Source organism: Spirillospora sp. CA-108201 (assembly GCF_050936235.1).
Classification (GTDB): Bacteria; Actinomycetota; Actinomycetes; order Streptosporangiales; family Streptosporangiaceae; genus Spirillospora.
Genome location: NZ_JBNJNE010000001.1, coordinates 6,103,377 through 6,125,636, shown reverse-complemented (window position 1 = coordinate 6,125,636; position 22,260 = coordinate 6,103,377). Strand labels below are relative to the sequence as shown.

At 71.8% G+C, this 22,260-nt stretch carries 17 protein-coding genes; 13 read left to right on the top strand and 4 right to left on the bottom strand.

Going from position 1 to position 22,260, the window contains the following annotated elements:
• Positions 1–888 precede the first annotated feature (888 nt).
• The 4 genes from ACQEU6_RS29455 to ACQEU6_RS29440 all read left to right on the top strand — a co-directional run bounded on the left by ACQEU6_RS29455 (position 889) and on the right by ACQEU6_RS29440 (position 6,276).
• Entirely contained in the window at positions 889–1,512 is a 624-nt protein-coding gene (locus ACQEU6_RS29455) for a PadR family transcriptional regulator (RefSeq protein ID WP_364415111.1), read from the top strand.
• A 72-nt stretch (positions 1,513–1,584) separates the two neighbouring features.
• Positions 1,585–2,664 carry an inositol-3-phosphate synthase gene (locus tag ACQEU6_RS29450; protein ID WP_499336301.1) on the top strand — a complete coding sequence of 360 codons (1,080 nt, stop codon included), beginning with the start codon at positions 1,585–1,587 and terminating at the stop codon, positions 2,662–2,664.
• Positions 2,665–2,925: 261 nt separating this feature from the next.
• Positions 2,926–4,698 (top strand): ABC transporter substrate-binding protein, encoded by a 1,773-nt coding sequence (locus ACQEU6_RS29445; RefSeq protein ID WP_499336300.1) that lies wholly within the window; start codon positions 2,926–2,928, stop codon positions 4,696–4,698.
• Positions 4,699–4,959: 261 nt separating this feature from the next.
• The gene (locus ACQEU6_RS29440) at positions 4,960–6,276 is read left to right on the top strand and encodes an MFS transporter (protein WP_499336299.1); all 1,317 of its coding nucleotides are present in this window, start codon (positions 4,960–4,962) and stop codon (positions 6,274–6,276) included.
• Here the strand turns inward: ACQEU6_RS29440 and ACQEU6_RS29435 are convergent.
• Complete coding sequence (locus ACQEU6_RS29435) at positions 6,273–7,586, bottom strand: adenosylmethionine--8-amino-7-oxononanoate transaminase (RefSeq protein ID WP_499336298.1); 1,314 nt, start codon at positions 7,584–7,586, stop codon at positions 6,273–6,275. The two genes, ACQEU6_RS29440 and ACQEU6_RS29435, sit on opposite strands and share 4 nt — an antisense overlap.
• Positions 7,583–9,055, bottom strand: coding sequence for a CCA tRNA nucleotidyltransferase (locus tag ACQEU6_RS29430; protein ID WP_499336297.1), 1,473 nt, complete (start codon positions 9,053–9,055; stop codon positions 7,583–7,585). The genes ACQEU6_RS29435 and ACQEU6_RS29430 overlap by 4 nt, the downstream gene beginning before the upstream one ends.
• 385 nt (positions 9,056–9,440) lie before the next feature.
• Here ACQEU6_RS29430 and ACQEU6_RS29425 point away from each other — a divergent pair, with 385 nt between their 5' ends.
• The 6 genes from ACQEU6_RS29425 to ACQEU6_RS29400 all read left to right on the top strand — a co-directional run bounded on the left by ACQEU6_RS29425 (position 9,441) and on the right by ACQEU6_RS29400 (position 17,658).
• Positions 9,441–9,980, top strand: a complete 540-nt coding sequence (locus ACQEU6_RS29425) for an aminoacyl-tRNA deacylase (protein ID WP_499336296.1) — start codon at positions 9,441–9,443, stop codon at positions 9,978–9,980.
• A gap of 166 nt (positions 9,981–10,146) precedes the next feature.
• Positions 10,147–12,609: a DUF6049 family protein gene (locus ACQEU6_RS29420; RefSeq protein ID WP_499336295.1), complete on the top strand. Its 2,463-nt coding sequence runs from the start codon at positions 10,147–10,149 to the stop codon at positions 12,607–12,609.
• Positions 12,602–14,320 (top strand): murein biosynthesis integral membrane protein MurJ, encoded by a 1,719-nt coding sequence (gene murJ / locus ACQEU6_RS29415; protein ID WP_499336294.1) that lies wholly within the window; start codon positions 12,602–12,604, stop codon positions 14,318–14,320. Before ACQEU6_RS29420 ends, murJ begins: the two co-directional genes overlap by 8 nt.
• A 164-nt stretch (positions 14,321–14,484) precedes the next feature.
• Positions 14,485–16,089, top strand: coding sequence for a protein kinase family protein (locus ACQEU6_RS29410; protein ID WP_499336293.1), 1,605 nt, complete (start codon positions 14,485–14,487; stop codon positions 16,087–16,089).
• A 187-nt stretch (positions 16,090–16,276) separates the two neighbouring features.
• Positions 16,277–16,885 carry an RNA polymerase sigma factor SigM gene (sigM, locus tag ACQEU6_RS29405; RefSeq protein ID WP_230298620.1) on the top strand — a complete coding sequence of 203 codons (609 nt, stop codon included), beginning with the start codon at positions 16,277–16,279 and terminating at the stop codon, positions 16,883–16,885.
• Positions 16,882–17,658 carry an anti-sigma factor family protein gene (locus tag ACQEU6_RS29400; RefSeq protein WP_499336292.1) on the top strand — a complete coding sequence of 259 codons (777 nt, stop codon included), beginning with the start codon at positions 16,882–16,884 and terminating at the stop codon, positions 17,656–17,658. Before sigM ends, ACQEU6_RS29400 begins: the two co-directional genes overlap by 4 nt.
• Before the next feature lie 277 nt (positions 17,659–17,935).
• On the opposite strand, the gene ACQEU6_RS29395 is transcribed toward ACQEU6_RS29400, so the two are convergent.
• On the bottom strand, positions 17,936–18,508 hold the full coding sequence (locus ACQEU6_RS29395; protein WP_499336291.1) for a dienelactone hydrolase family protein: 573 nt from the start codon (positions 18,506–18,508) through the stop codon (positions 17,936–17,938).
• 150 nt (positions 18,509–18,658) lie between these two features.
• Between ACQEU6_RS29395 and trxB the strand changes: the two genes are divergently transcribed.
• Together trxB and trxA are read left to right on the top strand one after the other, a co-directional pair.
• Positions 18,659–19,612: a thioredoxin-disulfide reductase gene (trxB, locus tag ACQEU6_RS29390; RefSeq protein ID WP_499336290.1), complete on the top strand. Its 954-nt coding sequence runs from the start codon at positions 18,659–18,661 to the stop codon at positions 19,610–19,612.
• 118 nt (positions 19,613–19,730) lie between these two features.
• Positions 19,731–20,045 (top strand): thioredoxin, encoded by a 315-nt coding sequence (gene trxA, locus ACQEU6_RS29385; protein WP_499336289.1) that lies wholly within the window; start codon positions 19,731–19,733, stop codon positions 20,043–20,045.
• Positions 20,046–20,139: 94 nt separating this feature from the next.
• Here the strand turns inward: trxA and ACQEU6_RS29380 are convergent, their stop codons facing one another.
• The gene (locus ACQEU6_RS29380) at positions 20,140–20,757 is read right to left on the bottom strand and encodes a GNAT family N-acetyltransferase (RefSeq protein ID WP_499336288.1); all 618 of its coding nucleotides are present in this window, start codon (positions 20,755–20,757) and stop codon (positions 20,140–20,142) included.
• A gap of 259 nt (positions 20,758–21,016) precedes the next feature.
• On the opposite strand from ACQEU6_RS29380, the gene ACQEU6_RS29375 reads away from it, so the two are divergent.
• Positions 21,017–22,249: an aminotransferase-like domain-containing protein gene (locus ACQEU6_RS29375; RefSeq protein ID WP_499336287.1), complete on the top strand. Its 1,233-nt coding sequence runs from the start codon at positions 21,017–21,019 to the stop codon at positions 22,247–22,249.
• Positions 22,250–22,260: the final 11 nt, after the last annotated feature.

Genomic DNA, 22,260 nt, shown 5'->3' with positions numbered 1-22,260 from the left:
CGCCCGGCCCTCCAGGGCCGTTGGGTCCGAAACCGCCGTTGCCGCCGAAGCCGCCCTGGCCGGGCGGTCCGCCTGGTCCGCTCTGGCCACTCGGAACGAGCGCGTTCCCCGGAGCGGCCGGTCCGCCCTGCGCGCTTGGAGCGGCGTGGCGGCCGGCGGACGGCGGAACGGGGCTCGACGGGCCTCCCGGAGCGGGTGCGGCCGGCGCGGGACCTCCGAACGGCCCCGGGCTCGTACCCGAAGCGCCTAGGAAACCGGGCCCTTCCGCCGTACCCGGCGGGGCGGGGTTCGGGGGCACGCCAGGAGAGCCCGCGGGGTTCGTTCCTGCGGGCTCACCGTGAGCGCCCGGGAGGGCGGGGTCGCCGGAGTCACCGGGACGGGGGTTCTGGTGCCCGCCCGGCCTCTGCGACCCAGGTTCCGGTCGGGGCTGGCTTGGATTACTCACGCGACCTCATCAACAGGGGACAACGGTTGTTGCCGAGGGCCGGGTGGCTCCCGGCCCTTGTTGCGGCTCGTGCGCCGTCCGAAGAGTACTGTGCGGGCTGGTGAGCGGGGGGAGCGAGTGCTCGGCGAAGGACGCCCCGGCCGGTCCGCGCCCCCGAGGGGTCGGTGGCTCCTCCTCACTCGGCTGCCGTTCCGGGCTGTCCCGGAATCGGGGTCGTGCGACGCGACCAGGTGGTTCCAGGACGCAACTTTGACACATTTCCACCCCATACACCCTGAAATCGCCACATTCGCGATACGGGCCGGCGGGGACGTCCCGGGCGTCCCCGGTAGATCGCCACTTGCCAGGACGAGCCGGGCTACGTATCTTGTCGATGTATCGAGTCGATACATTCACTCGATACATCGGATCGAGACATCGGCTTCTGCGGAAGAGGGACCGGGATGGCGGCCAAGAAGGGCGCGGGCGTGCTGGAGCTCGCCGTGCTCGGGCTGCTGCACGAGTCCCCGATGCACGGATACGAGCTGCGCAAGCGGCTCAACACCCTGCTGGGCATGTTCCGCGCGTTCTCGTACGGCTCGCTCTACCCGTGCCTCAAGCAGCTCCTGGCCAACGGGCTGATCATGGAGGACCGGCCGGAGGAGCCGAACGCGGCGCTGGCGCTGCAGAGCCGCCGATCGAAGATCGTCTACAAGCTCACCGCCGACGGCAAGGAGCGCCTGCAACTGCTCCTCACCGAGGCCGGCCCGGCTTCGTGGGAGGACGAGGGGTTCGGCGTGCACTTCGCCTTCTTCTCGCACACCCGCGCCGACGTCCGGCTGCGGATCCTCGAAGGCCGGCGCAGCCGGCTGGAGGAACGCCTGGAGAGCGTTCGCGCCGCCCTGGCGCGAACCCGCGAGCGAGTCGACTCCTACACCCTGGAACTGCAGAACCACGGTCTGGAGTCCGTCGAGCGCGAGGTCCGATGGCTCAACGAGCTCATCGGGCGGGAGCGGGCCGAGCAGGAACAGCAAGCACAGTCAGCTAAGCGAATTGACCAGGACATGCCTCGGGACGAGGGCCGCTGAGCAGTGGCCCGGCGCCTTCGGGGGCGGGTGACTCCACCACATGTTCCGCAACAGCAGAGAAGGAGCGACCGGATGAGTTCGGTGCGCGTAGCCATCGTGGGTGTGGGCAACTGCGCCTCTTCACTCGTCCAGGGCGTCGAGTTCTACAAGGACGCGGCCCCCGACATGCGAGTCCCCGGCCTGATGCACGTCCAGTTCGGCGAGTACCACGTCGGCGACGTCGAGTTCGTGGCGGCGTTCGACGTGGACGCCAAGAAGGTCGGGATGGACCTGTCCGAGGCCATCCACGCCAGCGAGAACAACACCATCAAGTTCGCCGACGTGCCCCCCACCGGGGTGACCGTCCAGCGCGGGCACACCTTCGACGGCCTTGGCGAGTACTACCTGGACATGGTCGAGGAGTCCGACGCCGAGCCGGTCGACGTCGTGCAGGCGCTGAAGGACGCCGAGGTCGACGTCCTGGTGTCGTACCTGCCGGTGGGCTCCGAGGAGGCCGACCGCTTCTACGCCCAGTGCGCGATCGACGCCAAGGTCGCGTTCGTGAACGCGCTGCCGGTGTTCATCGCCAGCGACCCCGAGTGGGCGCAGAAGTTCGTCGACGCGGGCGTGCCGATCGTCGGCGACGACATCAAGTCGCAGGTGGGCGCCACCATCACGCACCGCGTCATGGCCCGCCTCTTCGAGGACCGCGGCGTCGAGCTGCTGCGCACGTACCAGCTCAACTTCGGCGGCAACATGGACTTCATGAACATGCTGGAGCGCAAGCGGCTCCAGTCCAAGAAGATCTCCAAGACGCAGTCGGTCACCTCGCAGATCCCGCACGAGATGGCCAAGGCCGACGTGCACATCGGCCCGTCCGACCACGTGCCGTGGCTGGACGACCGCAAGTGGGCCTACGTCCGGCTTGAGGGCCGCTCCTTCGGCGACACGCCCCTCAACCTGGAGTACAAGCTGGAGGTCTGGGACTCCCCGAACTCCGCCGGCGTCATCATCGACGCCGTCCGCGCCGCCAAGATCGCCAAGGACCGCGGCATCGGCGGCCCGATCCTGTCGGCCAGCTCCTACTTCATGAAGTCGCCGCCGGAGCAGTACAACGACGACCAGGCGCACGACGCGGTGGAGAAGTTCATCCGCGGCGAGATCGAGCGCTGAGACCGGCGGGCCAGGCCCGCGGGTCGGCGTTCCCCCATCCGGGGGTCGGCCCCTCGCATCCCGGCCGGGACGCGGTTCACCCGCCGTTGAGAGCCTGATCACAAAGTTCTCCAAGGACGCCCTGACAGTGGACATTCCGCTGTCAGGGCGTCCTTACTTCTGTAGAGAAACGGTGATGTACCGGCTCTTTGTCACGCTCTGGCCCTACTGTGACACCGCCGGTGACTAGCGCGCCAGGCTCTGAGTCAGTGAGGTGACACCGTGGCGGCACGCGAAATGATCAAGGTGACGGCGGGGCTGGCGGGCCTCGTGATGGGGCTCGCCGCATGCGCCGGAGGCGGTGACGGCGCCTCGGCGGAGGGCGCGTCCCGCCAGGGCGGCACACTGCGGGTCGTCGGCTCGTCCGACGTCGAGCACCTCGACCCCGCGTCCGTGGCCAGCGTCGGCGCGTACGGGCTCGTCCGCACGTTCGCCCGGACGCTGTTCGGGAACCGCGCGTCCAACGACTTCCAGGAGACGGTCCCCGTGCGGCCCGACGTCGCCGAGCGGATCCCGACGCGCGAGAACGGCGACATCGGCAAGAACCACCGCACGTACACGGTCCGGCTGCGCGACGGCGTGCGGTGGAACACCGAACCGGCGCGCCCCGTCACCGCCCAGGACTTCGTCCGCGGCTTCGAACGGCTGTGCAACCCGGCGTCCCCGTCCGCCGCCAAGGGCTACTTCGTCACCACCCTCAAGGGCATGGACGCGTTCTGCCGCGGCTACGGCTCCGTGAACGCCAAGGACGCGAAGGCCATCGCCGCCTACCAGCGCGACCACGGCTTCGAGGGCGTCCGCGCCAAGGACGAGCGGACCCTCGTGTTCAAGCTGAAGCGCCCCGCCAGCGACTTCCTCAACCTGCTGTCGCTGCCGGTCGCCGCGGCCGCCCCGCAGGAGTACGACCGGTACGTCCCGGACAGCGCCGAGTTCCGCCGGCACACCGTCTCCGACGGCCCGTACCAGATCACCGACTACAAACCGGGCGTCTCCTACCTCCTCACCCACAACCCGGCGTGGCAGGCGGGCTCGGACCCGCTGCGCGAGCGCCACGTCGCCAAGATCCAGATCACGCTGGGGCAGGACTCGCCGGAGACCGTCCAGCAGCAGATCGAACAGGGCACCGCCGACCTCGCATGGGACCAGCCCGTCCCGACGTCGGCGATCCCGCGGCTGCGCGACGACCCGCGCTTCGCGATCAGGGAGACCCCCAACAACAGCCCCTACCTGGTCTTCAACACGCGCAGCCCCCGCAACCGCGGCGCGCTCGGCGACCGGGCGGTCCGGCAGGCGCTGGAGTACGCCGTCGACCGCAGCGCCCTCATCAAGATCGTCGGCGGGCCGTCGGTGGCCAGGCCGCTGCACACGGTGATCCCGCCGGGCAACTCCGGCTACGCGGCCCTCGCCCACTACCCCACGCCCGGCGAATCCGGCGACCCCGCCAAATGCCGCGACCTGCTGGCCGGCGCGGGTCGCCCCGGCATCACGCTCAAGTTCCCGTACCGGACGAACAGCGTCCACAAACTGATCGCCCAGTCCATCGCCCAGAACCTCGACGCCTGCGGCGTCAAGACGGAACTCAGCCCCGACTCGGGCGGCTCCTTCTACTCCAGCACCCTGTCCAGCCCCGCCCGCGCCCGCGAGGGCAAATGGGACATCGCCGCCCCCGGCTGGGTCCCCGACTGGTACGGCAACAACGGCCGCTCGATCATCCAGCCGCTCTTCGACGGCCGCACCTACGGCCCCAACTCCACCAACTACGGCGGCTACGACAACCCGCAGGTCAATGCCCTCATCGACGCCGCCCTCACCGCCCCCGACGCCCAGCACGCCGCCGGCTACTGGCAGCAGGCCGACCAGAAGATCATGGAAGACGCCGCCATCGTCCCCCTCCTCGACCGCGCCCAGACCACCTACCGCTCCACCCGAGTCCACGGCGCCTTCTTCCTCCCCACCACAGCCGGCTACGACTACACGCGTGTTTTTCTTGCGTAGTTGTGGGGGGCGGGGCGCTGGGCGCCCCGCCCCCCACAACTACGCGGGCGATCGCTGGCATCGCTCCGGCTCGCCTTGCGGCTCGCTGCGCGATCAGATTCTTGCTTCGCTTGAATCTGCCTTCGGACGCGATCGCGGGCATTGAGGTCGTCGCGTGGTTGCTCCATCGGCTGAGGTCGGCGCGGCCCTCCTGCCGGTGGCTGAGGTCTGCGCCGTGGACACTGCCTTAAAAACCGCTTGAACACCACATACTCTGATCGGATGCGGGCTGGGGTGTTGCGGGGGATTCTGCGGGGGCGGGATTTTCGGCGGCTTTACGGGACGCGGCTGGCGTCGCAGCTGACGGACGGCTTGTTCCAGGTGGCGCTGGCGGGGTACGTGTTCTTCTCGCCCGAGCGGCAGGCGACGGCGGCCAAGGCGGCGGCCGCGTTCGCGGTGACGCTGCTGCCCTATTCGGCGCTGGGGCCGTTCGCCGGGGTGTTCATCGACCGGTGGCGGCGGCGGCAGATCCTCGTGTGGACGCCGGTCCTGCGGGCGGTGCTCGTGCTGCTCGTGGCCGGGCTGGTGGCCGCCGGGCAGGACGGGCTCGGCTTCTTTCTCGGCGTGCTCGTCGTGCTGGGCGTGAACCGGTTCTTCCTCGCGGCGCTGTCGGCGGCGCTCCCGCACGTCGTCCGGCGTGACCAGTTGGTCACGGCGAACGCGTTCAGCGTCACGTCCGGGACGGTCATCGCGTTCGCCGGGGCGGGCGCCGGTTACGGGCTCCGGCGCGTGTTCGGCGCCGGGCACGACGGGACGGCGCTGATCCTCGTGGCGGCGGCGGCGCTGTTCCTGCTGGCCGGGCTGATCGCGACGACGCTGCCGAAGGGGCTGCTCGGTCCCCATCGGGCGGACGAGGGCGCCGCAGCGGACGACGTGTCGGACACGCCTCGGATCGTCGAGGTGATCCGGGGGGTTCTGGGTGGGCTTGTGGACGGGGGGCGGCATATCGCGCGGCGGCCGCAGGCGGCGCTGGCGCTGGGCGCGATCTCGTTTCACCGGTTCCTGTACGGCGTCGTGCTGATCATGACGCTGCTGCTGTGCCGGAACCATTTCGCGGGCGACCCCGACCGGGGGCTGGAGACGTTCGCGCTGATGCTGGGGGTGTCCGGCGCCGGGTACTTCGCGGCGGCGCTGATCACGCCGCCGGTGGTGCGGCGGATCAGCAAGCAGGCGTGGGTGGCGTGGCAGCTCGGCGGGGCGGCGCTGGGCCTGCTGGTCCTCGGGATGCCGTTCGCGGAGCGTCCCTGGGCGGCCGGCGCCTTCCTGCTCGGCGTCGTGTCGCAGGGCGTGAAGCTGTGCGTCGACACGACGCTGCAGGAGACGATCGACGACGCCTACCGGGGGCGGGTCTTCGCCGTCTACGACATGCTGTTCAACGCGACGTTCGCCGCTGCCGCCGCCGCTGCCGCGACCTGGCTGCCCGCGGACGGGCGCGCCGACCTCACCCTCCTGGCGGTCGTCGCGGCCTACGCGGCGGGCGCCGTCGCCTACCGGACGGTCGCCTCCCGCATACGGCGGACCGCGCCCGCCGTGGGTTAGAGCGACTCCGCTATGGCGTGGAGGGCGGCGGCGATGTGGTGCACCTCGTCTTCCGTGCAGACGTACGGCGGCATCGTGTAGACGAGCTTGCCGAAGGGGCGCAGCCAGACGCCGTGCGCCATGGCGATCTCCTGGACGGACGGGACGTCCACCGGCTCGCGCGCCTCCACCACGCCGATCGCGCCGAGGACCCGGACGTCCGCCACCCCGGGGAACTCCGCGGCCCCTTCGAGCTCGCTGGTCAGGACCGCCTCGATGCCGTCGACCTCGTCCCGCCAGTCGCGCGCGAGCAGCAGGTCGATGGACGCGGACGCGACCGCGGCGGCCAGCGGGCTGGCCATGTAGGTGGGCCCGTGCATCAGGACGCCCGCCTCACCGGAGGTGATGCCGTGGGCGACGCGGTCGGTGCACAGCGTCGCCGCCATCGTCATGTAGCCGCCGGTCAGCGCCTTGCCGAGGCACATGATGTCGGGGACGACCTCGGCGTGGTCGCAGCCCCACAGCTCGCCCGTCCGGCCGAACCCCGTGGCGATCTCGTCCAGGACGAGCAGCAGGCCGTGCTCGTCGGCGATGTCGCGGAGGGCGCGCAGGTACTCGGGGGCGTAGAAGCGCATGCCGCCGGCGCCCTGGACGATCGGCTCCGCGATGATCGCGGCGAGTTCGCCCGCGTGCTCGGCGGCCAGTTCCGCCAGCTCGTCCAGGTACGTCTCGTCGGGTTCGGTCGTGTAGCCGAGCGGGGGCGGGGACGCGAACACGTGCTGGGCGAGGACGTCGGCGAACATGTGGTGCATCCCGTTCACCGGGTCGCAGACCGCCATGTCGCCGAACGTGTCGCCGTGGTAGCCGCCCCGGACGGTGAGGAGCCGGCGCCGTTCCGGACGTCCCTGCGACCGCCAGAACTGCAGCGCCATCTTGATCGCGACCTCGACCCCGACGGACCCGGAGTCGGCGAAGAACACCTTGGTCAGCGGCTCGGGGGTGATCTCGACGAGGCGCTCGGCGAGCCGGACGGCGGGCGGGTGCGTGAGCCCGCCGAACATGACGTGCGCCATCTTGCCGAGCTGCCCGGTGACGGCGGCGTTCAGCTTCGGGTGGTTGTAGCCGTGCACGGCCGCCCACCAGGAGGACATGCCGTCGATCAGCTCGGTGCCGTCCGCGAGGGTCAGCCGCACCCCGTCCGCCGACACGACCGGCAGCGCCTGCGCCGTCGCGGGCATCGGCGCGTAGGGGTGCCAGACGTGCTCCCGGTCGAACTCCAGCATCCGCTCGGTCTCGCGGGGGCTCATCCGCCCCAGCTGCAGCGGGATCACTCGCTCTTCCCCTCGTCGGCGGGCGCGCCGACGCCCTCGGCGGCGGCCCAGCGGCGCAGTTCCTCCGCCGCGGCCTCCTTGCCGATCATGCCGCGGTCCAGGCGCAGTTCGAGGAGGAACGTGTAGGCGCGGCCGACGAGGGGGCCGGGGGTGATGCCGAGGATCTCCTGGATCTCGTTGCCGTCGATCTCCGGGCGGATCGCGGCCAGCTCCTCCTCCTCCGCCAGCCGCTCGATCCGCACCTCCAGGTCGTCGTAGGTGCGGCGCAGCCGGTCGGCCTTGCGCTTGTTGCGGGTGGTGCAGTCGGCGCGGGTCAGCTTGTGCAGGCGGGTGAGGAGCGGCCCCGCGTCGCGGACGTACCGGCGGACGGCGGAGTCGGTCCACTCGCCGGTGCCGTAGCCGTGGAAGCGCAGGTGCAGCTCCACGAGGCGGGACACGTTGGAGATGACGTCCTTCGGGTAGCGCAGCGCGGTCAGCCGCTTGCGGGTCATCTTCGCGCCGACGACCTCGTGGTGGTGGAAGGAGACCCGGCCGCCCGCCTCGAACCGGCGGGTCCGGGGCTTGCCGATGTCGTGCAGCAGCGCCGCGAGCCGCAGGACGAGGTCGGGGCCGTCCTCCTCCTGCGCGATCGCCTGCTCCAGGACGATCAGCGAGTGCTCGTAGACGTCCTTGTGCCGGTGGTGCTCGTCGATCTCCAACCGCAGCTTCGGCAGCTCGGGCAGCACGTGCGCGGCGAGGCCCGTCTCGACGAGGAGCGCCAGGCCCTCCCTCGGGTACCGGCCGCAGATGAGCTTGGACAGCTCGTCGCGGACGCGTTCGGCCGACACGATCTCGATGCGGTCCGCCATGTCCTTCATCGCGCGGACGACGTCGGGCGCGACGGTGAAGCCGAGCTGGGAGGCGAACCGGGCGGCGCGCATCATCCGCAGCGGGTCGTCGCTGAAGGAGTCCTCCGGCCGGCCGGGCGTCCGCAGGACCTTGCGCTGCAGGTCGGCCAGGCCGCCGAACGGGTCGACGAAGTCGTGCCCGGGCAGCCGCGCCGCCATCGCGTTGACGGCGAAGTCGCGGCGGCGCAGGTCCTCCACCAGGGACGTCCCGTAGGACACCTCCGGCTTGCGGGACTTCGGGTCGTAGGACTCGCTGCGGTAGGTGGTGATCTCCAGCTCGACGCCGTTCTTGCGCAGGCCGACCGTGCCGAACTCGATGCCGATCGTCCAGTGCGCGTCCGCCCAGCCGCGGATGATCTCCAGGGTGCGCTCGGGCGGGGCGTCGGTGGTCAGGTCCACGTCCTTGGTCGGACGGCGCAGCAGCGCGTCCCGGACGGGCCCGCCGACCAGCGCCAGCTCGTGACCGGCCGCCGCGAAGCGGGTGCCGAGCTCGTCGGCGACGGGCGCGATCCCGCGCAGCAGCTCGGCGATCGCGGTGTGCCGCGAGGGCTCTGGGGTCACGTTCTGGTCAGGCACGGCCATCGAGCGTATTTCCTTGGTTGACGGACTGACAAAGGACTTTCTGGCGAGCGCCGGGGTCCGCACGGGAGTCTTTTCGGGGCCGAAGCAGGACGCGGCTCTTCACATGCCGCGATCCCCGGGTTACGTTTCGGGCACCCCGACGACGACCTGCGCGACCCGGTGAGCCTCCCGTACGACAACGGTAGCGGGATCCATAAGGGCCACGGTCCGCCGCACGTGCGGTTGAGGCGCGTCGCGAGGGTTCGCGTGCCGCGCGGCAGGGATGAGACCGGCCGCTCCGGGTATGTGGGGTTCTTCCCCCGCAGAGTGTGGTGACGCACGGGGCCGTAGGGAAACCAGTTCCGGGGGGTGAGCGGGGACGCGTCCCCGCGGGATGGAGCCGAACATGAAGGACGCTCTCACCATCCACCGCGCGCTTCTCGGTTGGGAGACGGCGCACGAGATCGTGCGGCTGCCCCTCGCGATGTCCCGGGCCGACGAACTGCCCAGGGCGCTCGGCCTGCCGCCGGAGCGGTGCCTGGTGACGCGCGTCTACTCCTGCGAGGGCGCCCACCGGGGCCGCCCGTTCCTGGCCGGGGTGATCGTCCCGGCGGGGCGGCGGCCGTCCGCCGAGGCGGTGCGGCTGGGTGTGGGCGCCCGCGGCGTCCGGCCCGCGCACGCGGACGTGGTCAACGCCGTCACCGAGTACGCCGCCGGCCTCGTCTGCCCGCTGCTGCTGCCCGAGTCGATGCCGCTGCTGATCGACCGCGACCTCGTGGACGGGCTCCACGCGCACGGCGTCGTCTACACCGCGACCGGCGAGGCGTCCACGGCGCTCGGGATCAAGGCCAGCGCCCTGTACTCCCTCTGCGGCCCGAAACCCGTCGACCTGCTGGCCCCGCTCAGCGCCGCGTCCGTCCCGGGGCGGGACCACGTGACGACCTGAACCGCCGCCCGCACGGCGCCGCACGGGGGTGGCTCCGGGCAACGCCATGAACACCGACGGACTACCATCGGGGCCGTGGTGCGGGAAAACGACGCCCGCCGTCCTCGGCCTGTCCTCGCGCCGCCGGACGGGCTCTGGACGGGCACGGCGTGAGGGCGGACACGGCGTGAAAGCGGTCGGACGCGCGTTGGCGCTGGCCGCGCTGCTGCCCTGTCTCGCGATGGCGGCCTCCCCGGCCATGGCGTCCCCCGCGGGCGTCCGGGCCCAGACCCCCGCGAAGGCCGCCGCCGGGGCCCCGGCGGCGGCCCAGGCGCGCGCGCAGGTGGCGCTCGCGCTCACGAAGGTCACGCCGAAGACCCTCACCGCGAAATCCAAGATCGAGATTTCCGGGGCGGCGCGGAACCGCTCCGGCCGCGCGGTGGCCGGCCTCACCCTGCGGCTGCGCTACAGCGCCCAGCCCGTGACCAGCCGGAGCCAGCTCGACCAGCTCGCGTCCGGTCAGCAGACCGCGCTGCCCAACGTCGCCCCGCAGCAGCAGTCGCTCGCGCAGGCGACCAGGCCCGGCGTGACCCAGGGCTGGAGCTTCCGGACCAGCGCGCAGCAGTTGGGACTGCGCGCCCCCGCCGCGACGCCGGGCGTGTACCCGATGCGCGTCGAGGTGCTGAACTCCGCGCAGCAGGTCGTCGGCGGCCTGACGACGTTCCTGACGCTGATGCCGAAGCAGCGGAGCTTCAAGCCGGTGGCGGTCGGCTGGGTCCTGCCGCTGATCGACCGTATGCACCGTGCCAACGACCGCATGTTCATCGACGACGAGCTCACCGCGGAGCTGTCGCCCGGCGGACGGCTCCACCGGCTCGTGGAGGCCGCCGCCACCACCGGCACGCCGGTCACGTGGGCGATCGACCCGGCGCTGCTGGACGACGTCCAGCAGATGGCGTCGGGCGACTACTACGTCAAGCCGCCCGGGGGCGGCAAGGCCGTCCGCAAGGAGAAGAGCAAGGTCGCGGCGACGTGGCTGGCGGCGCTCAAGAACGCCGCGAAGGGCGACCCCTACTTCGTCCTCCCCTACGGCGACCCCGACGTCACGGCCCTGGTCCGGCGCAAGACGAACCGCGACATCGGCGTCGCCTTCGACGCGCGCAACACCGGCCTCGTGGCGCAGATCCTCGGCCGCCAGCCCGACGCGCACGTCGCCTGGCCGGCGTCCGGCGTCGGCGGGCCCGGCACGCTCGACCAGCTCGCCAAGTACGCCCTGAAGGGCGGCGGGTCGTTCCTGATGAGCAGCTCGCAGTTCGAGAACCCCGCGACCGGCGCGCAGCCGAACGCGACCACCGCGCTCCAGACGCACCTGGGCCCCAAGAAGGCGCTCCTCTACGACCAGACGGTCACCCAGGTCCTGAACGACGGGTCGCGGTCCGCCTCCGGGGCGCTGATGAGCGAGCAGCGCTTCCTCGCCGAGACCGCGATGATCGCGGCGGAGGCTCCGAGCGTCCAGCGCACCGTCGTCGTCGCCCCCGACCGGCTGTGGGACCCCGCCGACGGGCTCGCCAAGAACCTGCTCACCTACACGAAGGCCGCGTCCTGGATGCGCGAGGCGCCGCTGCGCTCGATCGAGTCGGCCCAGCCGCAGGACCGCGCCTTCCACGGCTACTCCGACGACTACGAGAAGTTCGAGCTGGGCGACGTCCACCTCGACCAGACCAGGGCGATCGCCAAGCGCGCGGCGACGTTCCACGCCGTGATGACCGGCCCGGCGAAGATCTCCTACGAGCGCGCCGTGCTGCGGCTGGAGTCGGTCTCCTGGCGGACGTCGCAGGGGCGCGCGAAGCGGGCCCGCAAGGAGCTCGAGGACGAGCTCAGGTCGGACATGCACCGGGTGCGCGTCGTCCCCCCGAAGAACAGGCGCGTCCTGATGGGGGGCAGCTCGGGCAAGCTTCCCGTCCTGGTCGAGAACACCCTGCACGACCAGTCGGTGAAGGTACGCCTCGTCGTGACGTCGGAGAACACCGCCAAGCTCAAGCTCGGCGAGCTGGAACCCGACGACGCGGTGATCGAGCTCGGGCCCGGGGAGCGGGCCCAGCGGTGGATCCCGGCGCAGGCGGCCGGCAACGGCAACTTCGGCGTCCGGCTCGATCTGCAGATTCCCGGCGCGAGCGGCCGGACGTACGGTGACGGCGAGACCATCACGGTCACCACTACCGGATACGGGCGGCTCGCGCTGCTCATCACGGGCGGCGGACTTGCCGTACTCTTCGTGGGCGTCGGAGTGCGGGCCATCAGAGCGAGGCGCCGCCGGAAAGCGGAGGCAGCCGGTGACGGGTCGACCGGAATGGGATCGACGGGGACAGGGGAACCAGGGGGCGGGCTCCCCGGCCCCGGGTTCCCAGGGCCCGGGATACCCTCCGCCGAACACTTCGGGGAGCCCGGGACAGGGCTACCCGGCACAGGGCGACCCCCAGGGGTACCCGCCTCAGGGGCCCCCGCCCCGGGGACCGCGCCCCCGGGGGCCGATGCCTCAGGGCCGGCCGGGCCCGCAGGCGCCCGGCCCGAGGACCCCGCAGCAGTACCCGGCCCCGCCGACGGGCCGGCCGCCGGGCGCGGCGAACACCGCCGCGGAGACGGTGGTTGACATCCCCCTCCCCGGCGGGAGCGTTCCGGGCGCCGACACCACGGTCGCCGACTCCCCTCCGCCGCAGGAGGGCAAGGGGTCGTCCGGCATCCTGAAGTCCGGCGCGATCATGGCGGTGGGCACCCTCGCGTCCCGCGTCACCGGCTTCCTGCGTACCGCCGTCATCGTCGCGGCGCTCGGCATCGGGCTGGTCGCCAACGCCTACAACACCGCCAACACGATCCCCAACCAGATCTACGACCTGCTGCTCGGCGGCATCCTCACCAGCGTCATCGTCCCGCTGCTGGTGCGGGCCAAGCAGCGCGACCGGGTCGCCGGGGAGCAGTACGAGCAGCGCGTGTTCACCCTCGCGGTGATCGGGCTCGCCGTCCTCACCGTCGTCGCGGTGCTGCTCGCGCCGCTGTTCATCGACGTCCTGGCGGGCAGCTACACCGGCGACCAGCGGGCGGTCGCCGTCCTGTTCGCGCGGTTCTTCCTGCCCCAGCTGTTCTTCTACGGCGTCGGGGCGTTCGCCGGGGCCGTGCTCAACTCGCGCGGCAGCTTCGGCGCGCCGATGTGGGCGCCCGTCCTGAACAACATCGTCGTGATCGCGGTCGGCGGCGCGTTCCTCGCGATCACCACCGGCCGGGTCGACCCGTCCACCATCTCCGACCAGCAGCTGATGCTGCTGTCCGTCGGCACGACCGGCGGCATCGTCCTGCAGACGGTCGCGCTGTGGCCGTCGCTGCGGCGCGTCGGCTTCCGGTGGCGGCCCCGGCTGGACTTCCGCCGCGGCGAGCTCGGCGAGGTCGGGCGGATGGCCGGCTGGACGCTGGTGTACGTCGTCGCGACCCAGGTCGCGCTCGCGGTCGTCACCGCGCTGACGAACCGGGCCGGCAAGCTCGCCTTCGACCAGGGGCTCGGCGAGGGCTACGGCTACACCCCGTACTTCAACGCCTACCAGCTCTTCCAGCTCCCCTACGCGATCGTCGGGGTATCGGTGATCACCGCGCTGCTGCCGCGGATGAGCCGGTTCGCCGCCGAGGGCAAGACCGCCGACGTGCGCGCCGCCTTCTCCAGCGGGCTGCGGCTCTCCTCGGTGATCATCATGCCGGCGGCGGCGCTGATGCTGGTGCTCGGACCTGAGATCACCACCGTGCTGTTCGCGCACGGCAACACCACGGCCGACGACGCCCTGGTGATCGCGCGGGTCATGCAGATGTTCGCCATCGCGCTCGTCCCGTTCTCGGTCTACCAGCTGATGCTGCGGGTCTTCTACGCCCACGGCGACACCCGGACGCCCGCGCTGGTCGGCCTGGTCGTCACCACCGCCAACATCATCATGGCGTTCACCGCCTACAACGTCCTCGACGTCAAGTGGATCGTGGTCGGCATCGCGGGCGGGTTCGCCGTCACGAACCTGGTCGGGGCGGTCACCTGCTGGCTGGTGCTGCGCCGCAAGCTCGGCGGCATCGACGGACGCCGCATCGTCGGCGGCCACCTCAAGCTCCTCGTCGCGATCTGGCCGCTGATCGGGTTCGCCTACGCCGCGCACACGGTCGCGGACGCGCTGGGCGGCACCGACACGATGCTTCCCGCGCTGGCCACCATGATCGCCGGGTCCGTCGGCGGCGGGCTGCTGTACGTGCTGTTCGCCAAGCTGATGCGCGTGGAGGAGATCCAGACGACCATCGCCACGTTCGCCCGCCGGCTGCCGGGGCGCGCAAAGTAAAAAAGGACGCGCGGCGATAAGGCGGCCACTCGCGCGAGTAACCACTACCATGTGGGGGACTACGGCCTGCGGGGCGACACCCTGGGGAACGCAAAGAGGAGGGTCGGAGGCGTAAGCTGCCACGCCACGAACATGGGATCTGACCACCTGTGCAGGACGTTGCCGTGAGCACGTCAGTCATCGAGCCCGGCACCCGTCTCGCCGGCCGCTACAGGCTTGAGGAGCGCATCAGCGACTCGGGCGGCTCGTCGCTCTGGAAGGCCATCGACGAGATCCTCGCGCGGGCGGTCGCCGTCCGCACCTTCGACCCCGAATTCCCCCGGATCGCCGAGGCGGTCACGTCGGCCCGGTCGGCCAGCCGGCTGAACGACCCCCGCCTGACCCAGGTGTTCGACGCCGACGACTCGGGGGAGAGCGCCTACATCGTCAGCGAGTGGGTCGCCGGCGAGACCCTGGAGGGAATGCTCGCCAAGGCCCCGCTGGAGCCGGGCCGCGCCGCGACGCTGCTCTACGAGGCGTCCGAGGCGATCTCCGCCGCGCACGCCGCGGGGCTCTCGCACCTCTGCCTCACCCCCCGCGACCTCGTCTGGACGACCGGCGGCACCGTCAAGATCCTCGGTGTCGCCACCGACGCCGTCCTGTCCGACCGCGAGTCCGACGACTCCGCCGCCGAGGACGTCCGCGGCCTCGGGCGGATGCTGTACGCCTCGCTCACCGCCCACTGGCCCGGCGACGAGGACGGCTCCGCCCTTCCCGCCGCGCCGGCGTCCGACGGCGTCCCGCACGCTCCCCGCCAGGTCCAGGCCGGCATCTCGCACGCGATCGACGCGATCGTCTGCCGCTGCCTCGGCATCGGCACCGGCGAACCGCTCACGTCGCCCGCCGACCTGGCCAAGGCGCTGCGCGGCGTCCCGCGCACCCCGCTGCCGCTGTTCGCCGGGCTCGGCCACGCCCCGCCGGCGTCCCCGCAGCAGACGCCGCCGAGGCGTCCCGCGGCGCAGTCGGCACCGCCGACGCAGCCACACCGGCGGCCCGCGCCCGAACCGCCCGCGGCCTCGCACGTCCCGCCGCCGCGGACGCGCGCCCAGCGGCACGCCCCTCCGCCTCCGCCGCCGGCCACCTCCACCCGGACCACGCCCGCGCACAGCCAGGGCGGCCCCAAGCGTCCCGCCAACCGCGCCCTGATCGGCGTCGCGGCGGCCGCGCTGACCGTCATCGTCGGGCTCGGCGCCTGGGCCCTGTCCGGCCCCGGCGGCGACGACGGCCCCAAGGGCGGCGGCGCCACCGACAAATCCCAGACGAGCGCGCCGCCCAAGCCGTCCGTCGTGAAGCTCACCCCGCAGAACGTCCTGCCCGCCGAGCGCCCCATGGGCGGTCACGTCGACGGGACGATCGGCAAGAACCTCGCGTCCGTCGTCGACGGCAAGCCCAGCGGCGGCTGGGAGACGCAGAGCTACGCCGACTCCGACTTCGGCCGGTACTCCAAGGGCCTCGGCGTCATGCTCGACATGGGCAGGCCCGTCAACGTCGCCAACGTGAAGGTCTACGCGCCGGTGAGCGGCGGGGTGCTTCAGCTCCGCGTCGGCGACTCGCAGTCCCCGACCGACCTGAAGCGCGTCGGGGAGCAGACCCCCAACGGCGGCGAGGTGGCCTTCACCGCGAATCCGCAGGCCACAGGCCGGTACGTGGTCGTCTGGTTCACCAAACTGCCCAGCGGGCCGTTCAAGGGGCGGCTCGGCGAGATCGCCGTCTACGGAGCGGCCGGCTGATCACGTTCCGGTAGGGGGCCGATGTGAGCTGTGACGAGGAGCGGCGCATGTCTGTATCGTGCCTGTGAGCAGTTTGTCCCCTCGCCCCCCAGGAACACGTGGTGCCCACCTCAGCAGCCGGCCGCGGATGCCCGGCGCCGACCGGGCGTCCCGAACGAGAAAGCGGTCGCTCATGGCGTCGGTGAGCATGAGTCGCGTAGGCGAAGTGCCCGACAAGGAGCTCCTCGCCAGGCACGCCCAGGGGGATCCCCACGCCTTCGCCGAACTCGTGCACCGCCACCGCGACCGCATGTGGGCGGTCGCGCTGCGCACGCTCGGCGACCCTGAGGAGGCGGCGGACGCGCTGCAGGACGCGTGCCTCTCGGCGTTCCGCGCCGCCGGGCGCTTCCGCGGCGACGCCGCCGTCACCACCTGGCTGCACCGCATCGTGGTGAACGCGTGCCTCGACCGCGTCCGGCGCAAGTCCGTCCGCCCCGCGACACCGATGGGCGACGACGCGACGTTCGACGCCGTCGCGCCCAAGATGCCCGACCCGACCGACGCGCACGGCGTCTCCCTCGACGTCCGCACCGCCCTGGAGCAGCTGCCGTACGAGCAGCGGGCCGCCCTCGTCCTCGTCGACATGATGGGCTACTCCGTCGACGACGCCGCCCAGGTCATGGAGGTCCCGCCCGGAACGATCAAGAGCCGGTGCGCGCGGGGCCGCGCCCGGCTCGCGCCCCTTCTCGTCCACCACCGGAACCGACGCGAGCCCAGGAACGTCGGAGGTGTGGAAGGAGGTGGCATGCCCAAGTGAACCCCGCGCACCTTGACTACGACGTCTTGGCCGACCTGGCCGAGGGACTTCTCGAAGACGACGAAGCCGCCTCCGTCAACGCACACCTAGAAACCTGCGCCGATTGCCGTGACCTGTCCGCCGACCTCGCGGACGTCTCCCGGATCCTGGCGGAGGCCCCGGTGCCGTCCATGCCCGCCGAACTGGCCGGACGCATCGACACCGCCATCGCGGCGGAGTCGATGCACACCGCCACCGTGGCGAGCCTGGAACAACGGCGCGGAAGGCGGCATTGGCGGATACTGTCGGCGGCCGCGGCGACCGTGGTCGTCCTCGGCGGCGGAGCGACGATCGGCAAGATCGCGATGGACGGCGCGAGCAGCAGCGACGGCGCGGCCCGGCATCCGGCCCCGCACCGCTCCCTGACCGATCCCGGCTCCGGCTCGGATGTGCCGAAGGTGGCACCCGGAGAACCGGACCCCACGTTCAAGGTCTCCCAGAGCGGCACCGACTACCGGTCGGGCACGCTGGGCGACCAGGTCGGCGGTGTCGTGGCCGGCGAGCAGAAGAGGCGCTCCGAGGCCGCCGCGCCCGGCGCCCGGCTCCGCGGCTGCGTCACGAGCGTCGCCGGCGAGCGGACGCTCCTGCTCGTCGACCAGGCGAAGTACGAGGGGCAGCCCGCGATCGTCATCGCGGTGGACGGCGACCAGCCCGGCAAGCGGAACATCTGGGTCGTCGGACCTGACTGCTCCCCGCAGGCCCACCGCCTGCTGAAGCAGCTGAAGAACGCCTGACCGCCAAGCCCCGACCAGGGCACTCGCACAAATGAAGGCCATGGACGGCCGACCCCGTCCATGGCCTCTCACGTGAGACGCCATAGGCCGCCTGAGATGTCCTGTCCTCTGTGTGACGCCCATTTCTTCCGCAAAGTTCGTGGGGCGTCGGCGGTGGTCCATGGTGGTCCATGGCGGTGCGGCAGCGGTGAAGCCACACCGCCGCACCGTCCACACCTCCACACCTCCACGCCGCCGCACTGCGGCACCGCGTCGCGGGTGCGGCCGTCGGGGGCCGTCAGAGGGAGGCGAGGAAGTCGAGGGCCGTCGCCCAGGCGCGCTCGGCCGCTTCGGCGTCGTGGTCGGGCAGGTCCGGGTCGGTGAACAGGTGGCCCGCGCCGCGGTAGCGGAACACCTCCACGTCGGCGCCCGCCTTCCGCATCCGCAGGTACCACGCGTTGAGCCAGTCGACGGGCTCCCACGTGTCGGGGTCGGCGACGTGCAGCTGCACCGGGATGTCGGTGGACGCGTCGTCCGCGATGTCGGACGTGCCGTGCATCAGCAGCAGCCCGGCCGCCCTGTCGTCGGCGAACGCGAGGTTCTGGGCGATGGAGCCGCCGAGCGAGAACCCCGCGTAGACGAGCCCGCCCTCCCCGGCCAGCGGCGCGGCCGCCGCGACGCCGCGGCGCAGCAGCTCGTCCCGCCCGATCTCGTCCTTGATCTCGATCCCGGCCTCGGCGTCGTCGACGACGCGCCCGTCGTACAGGTCGGGGGCGTGCACCTCGTGCCCGGCGGCACGGAGCCGGTCGGCCGCCTGGAGCACCGCGGGCCGCAGCCCGTACATCGAGTGGAGGAGGAGAATGCGTGCCATGGGCCACAGCCTAGAGCGCCGCCGGGCCCGCGGCCGCCGGTGGACGGCCCGGCGCCGCGTGCCGGGGAATCAGCGGGCCCTAGGATCGGTTGACGCGACTGTGAGGCCGGGTCGTGCGGCACCGACGGCCAACGAGGAGAGGCAAGAACTGTGAGCGACGTCCGTAACGTCATCATCATCGGCTCCGGCCCCGCGGGCTACACGGCCGCCGTCTACGCGGCCCGCGGCGACCTGAAGCCGCTGGTGTTCGAGGGTTCGGTGACGGCCGGCGGTGCGCTGATGAACACCACCGACGTGGAGAACTTCCCCGGCTTCCCCGACGGGATCATGGGCCCCGACCTGATGGACAACCTGCGCAAGCAGGCCGAGCGCTTCGGCGCCGAGCTCATCACCGACGACGTCACCGAGGTCGACCTGACCGCCGACCCCAAGGTCGTGAAGGTCGGCGACGAGACCTACCTCGCCAAGACCGTGATCGTCGCGACCGGCTCCGGGTACCGCGAGCTGGGGCTGCCGGACGAGAAGCGGCTGTCCGGCCGCGGCGTCTCCTGGTGCGCCACCTGCGACGGGTTCTTCTTCCGCGAGCAGGACATCGCCGTCGTCGGCGGCGGCGACACCGCGATGGAGGAGGCGATCTTCCTGACCAAGTTCGCCCGCTCGGTGACCGTGGTCCACCGGCGCGGCGAGCTGCGCGCGTCCAAGATCATGCAGGACCGGGCGTTCGCCAACGAGAAGATCAAGTTCCTGTGGAACAGCGAGGTCGCCGCGATCCAGGGCGACGACCGGGTGACCGGCGTGACCGTCCGCGACACCGTGACCGGCGCGGAGTCCGCCCTGGAGATCACCGGGCTGTTCATCGCGATCGGCCACGACCCGCGCAGCGACCTGTTCGCCGGGCAGCTGGAGACCGACACCGACGGCTACCTCCTGGTCGACGCCCCCACGACGCGGACGAAGATCCCCGGCGTGTTCGCCTGCGGCGACGTGGTCGACCACATCTACCGGCAGGCCATCACCGCCGCGGGCAGCGGCTGCTCGGCCGCCATCGACGCCGAGCGCTGGCTGCAGGACCGGGACGCCGCCGAGACCGTCCCCCAGGCCTGACCGCCCACCTCGCCATCGTGCGCCGGCCCTGCGCGGGACGCCGGGCCCGGTGCCGTCGCGGGTGGGCCGCATCGGGCGGGGGAGCGTCCCCGTCCCACGTGAGAACCGAAGGAGATCGATGAAAGCCGTGACCGACGCCGACTTCGCGTCCGAGGTCCTGGAGAGCGACAAGCCCGTCCTCGTCGACTTCTGGGCGGAATGGTGCGGCCCCTGCCGGATGGTGGCGCCGATCCTGGAGGAGATCTCCAAGGAGCACGGCGACAAGATCCAGATCGTCAAGCTGAACATCGACGAGAACCCGCAGGTCCCGCAGCGGTACGGCGTCATGCAGATCCCGACGATGAACGTCTACAAGGGCGGAGAGGTCGTCAAGCAGATCATGGGCGCCAAGCCGAAGGCCGCCCTGCTGAGGGATCTCGCCGAGTTCATCTGAGCCCTGACGGACCGCCTCCCGCCTCCCGCGGCGAGCGCGAACGCACGGCCCGCACTCCGACCCGGAGTGCGGGCCGTGCGCCGTTCAGAGCGCCTCAGACGGGCCGCAGCGCCCCTTCGGGAGTCATGGAGCCCAGGAGCCGCTCCAGCGCCACCTCGACGTCCTCACGCCACGACAGCGCCGACTTGAGCTCCAGCCGCAGCCGCGGGTACCGGTGGTGCGGCCGGACGGTCTTGAACCCGACCGACAGCAGGTAGTCGGCGGGCACCATGCACCCGCCCTCCTCGCCCTTCAGGTCGCCGAACGCCTCGATCGCCTTGACGGCGCGACGCGTCAGGTCCTTCGCGACCCCCTGGACGAGCATCCGGCCGATGCCGCCGCCCGCGAACTCCGGCAGGATGTGCGCGGTCATCAGCAGCACCGCGTCCGCGCTCACCGGGCTCGTCGGGAACGCCACCGAACGCGGCACGTACAGCGGCGGGGCGTACAGGACGAACCCGGCGGGGACGTCGTCCACATAGACGATCTTGCCGCAGCTGCCCCACTCCAGGAGGGTCGAGGAGATCCACGCCTCCTTCTCCAGCCCCGCGTCGCCGCTCTCCCGGGCGCGGTCCCGGCTCACCGGATCGAGCTCCCAGAACACGCAGCCGCGGCAGCGGTGCGGCAGATCATCGAGATTGTCCAGCGTGATGTTGACGAGACGACGCGACACCGGGTCGGCACCCCCTGCTGCGATCCTCGCCCGCCGGCCTGGACCCGTGGCGGCGGAAGCTCCCGGCAACCATCCGGGACCCGCGGGCATCGTATCGGACAGGAGTTTCCCCAATGTCGCGGCACGCCACACCCAAGGGTCCCGCCGCGGCGGCCATGACGTAGTTTGCAGGGAAGCCGATTCGCCCCGGAGGTGCCTCGTGGAACAGCACTCGCGTACGGATGCCTATACCGACCGCTATGCCGCCCGTGCCGCCGGCATGGTGCCGTCGGAGATCCGGGCCCTGTTCGCGATGGTCGCCCGCCCCGAGGTGGTCTCGCTCGCGGGCGGCGCCCCCTACGTCTCGGCGCTCCCCCTCGACGTCGTCGGGCGGATGATCGGCGAGCTCGTCGCCGGCAAGGGCGCCGAGGCGCTCCAGTACGGCTCCGCCCAGGGCGACGAGCAGCTCCGCGAGCAGATCTGCGAGGTCATGTCCCTGGAGGGCGTCCAGGCGTCCGCGGAGGACGTCGTCGTCACCGTCGGCGCGCAGCAGGCGCTCGACCTCATCACGAAGATCTTCGTCGACCCCGGCGACGTCGTCGTCGCGGAGGCCCCGTCCTACGTGGGGGCGCTCGGCACGTTCGCCGCCTACCAGGCCGACGTGGTCCACGTGCCGCTGGACGAGGGCGGGCTCGTCCCGTCCGCGCTGCGCGAGACCCTCGCCCGCCTCCGCGCCGAGGGGCGCCGGGTCAAGTTCCTCTACACCGTCCCGACCTTCCAGAACCCCGCGGGCGTCACCCTCACCACGGCCCGCCGCGCCCAGATCCTGGAGATCTGCGCCGAGTACGACGTGCTGATCATCGAGGACAACCCGTACGGGCTCCTCGGGTTCGACGGCGAGCAAATGCGGGCCCTGCGCGCGGACGACGCCGACCGCGTCATCTACCTCGGCTCGTTCTCGAAGACGATCGCCTCCGGGCTCCGCGTCGGCTGGGTGCTGGCCCCCCACGCCGTGCGGGCGAAGCTCGTGCTGGCCGCCGAGTCCGCGATCCTGTGCCCGTCGAGCTTCTCGCAGCTCGCCGTCCGCGAGTACCTCACGACGCAGCCGTGGCGGGAGCAGATCAAGGACTTCCGGGAGCTGTACCGGGCGCGCCGCGACGCGATGCTGGAGTCGCTCGACCAGCTCATGCCCGACGGCTGCACGTGGACGCGCCCCGCCGGCGGGTTCTTCGTCTGGCTCACCCTCCCCGAGGGCCTCGACGCGAAGGCGATGGCCCCCCGCGCGATCGCCGAGCGCGTCGCCTACGTCCCCGGCACCGGCTTCTACGCGGACGGCACCGGCCACCGGCACATGCGCCTGTCCTACTGCTTCCCCGAGCCGCACCGGATCCGCGAGGGCGTCCGCCGGCTGGCCGGCGTGGTGGAACAGGAGATCCGGCTCCGGGACACTTTCGGGACTACCACCGGCGGCTCGTCCACCGGCGTGCAGACGCCGGGCCCGGGCATCGTCTGACGGTTTCACGT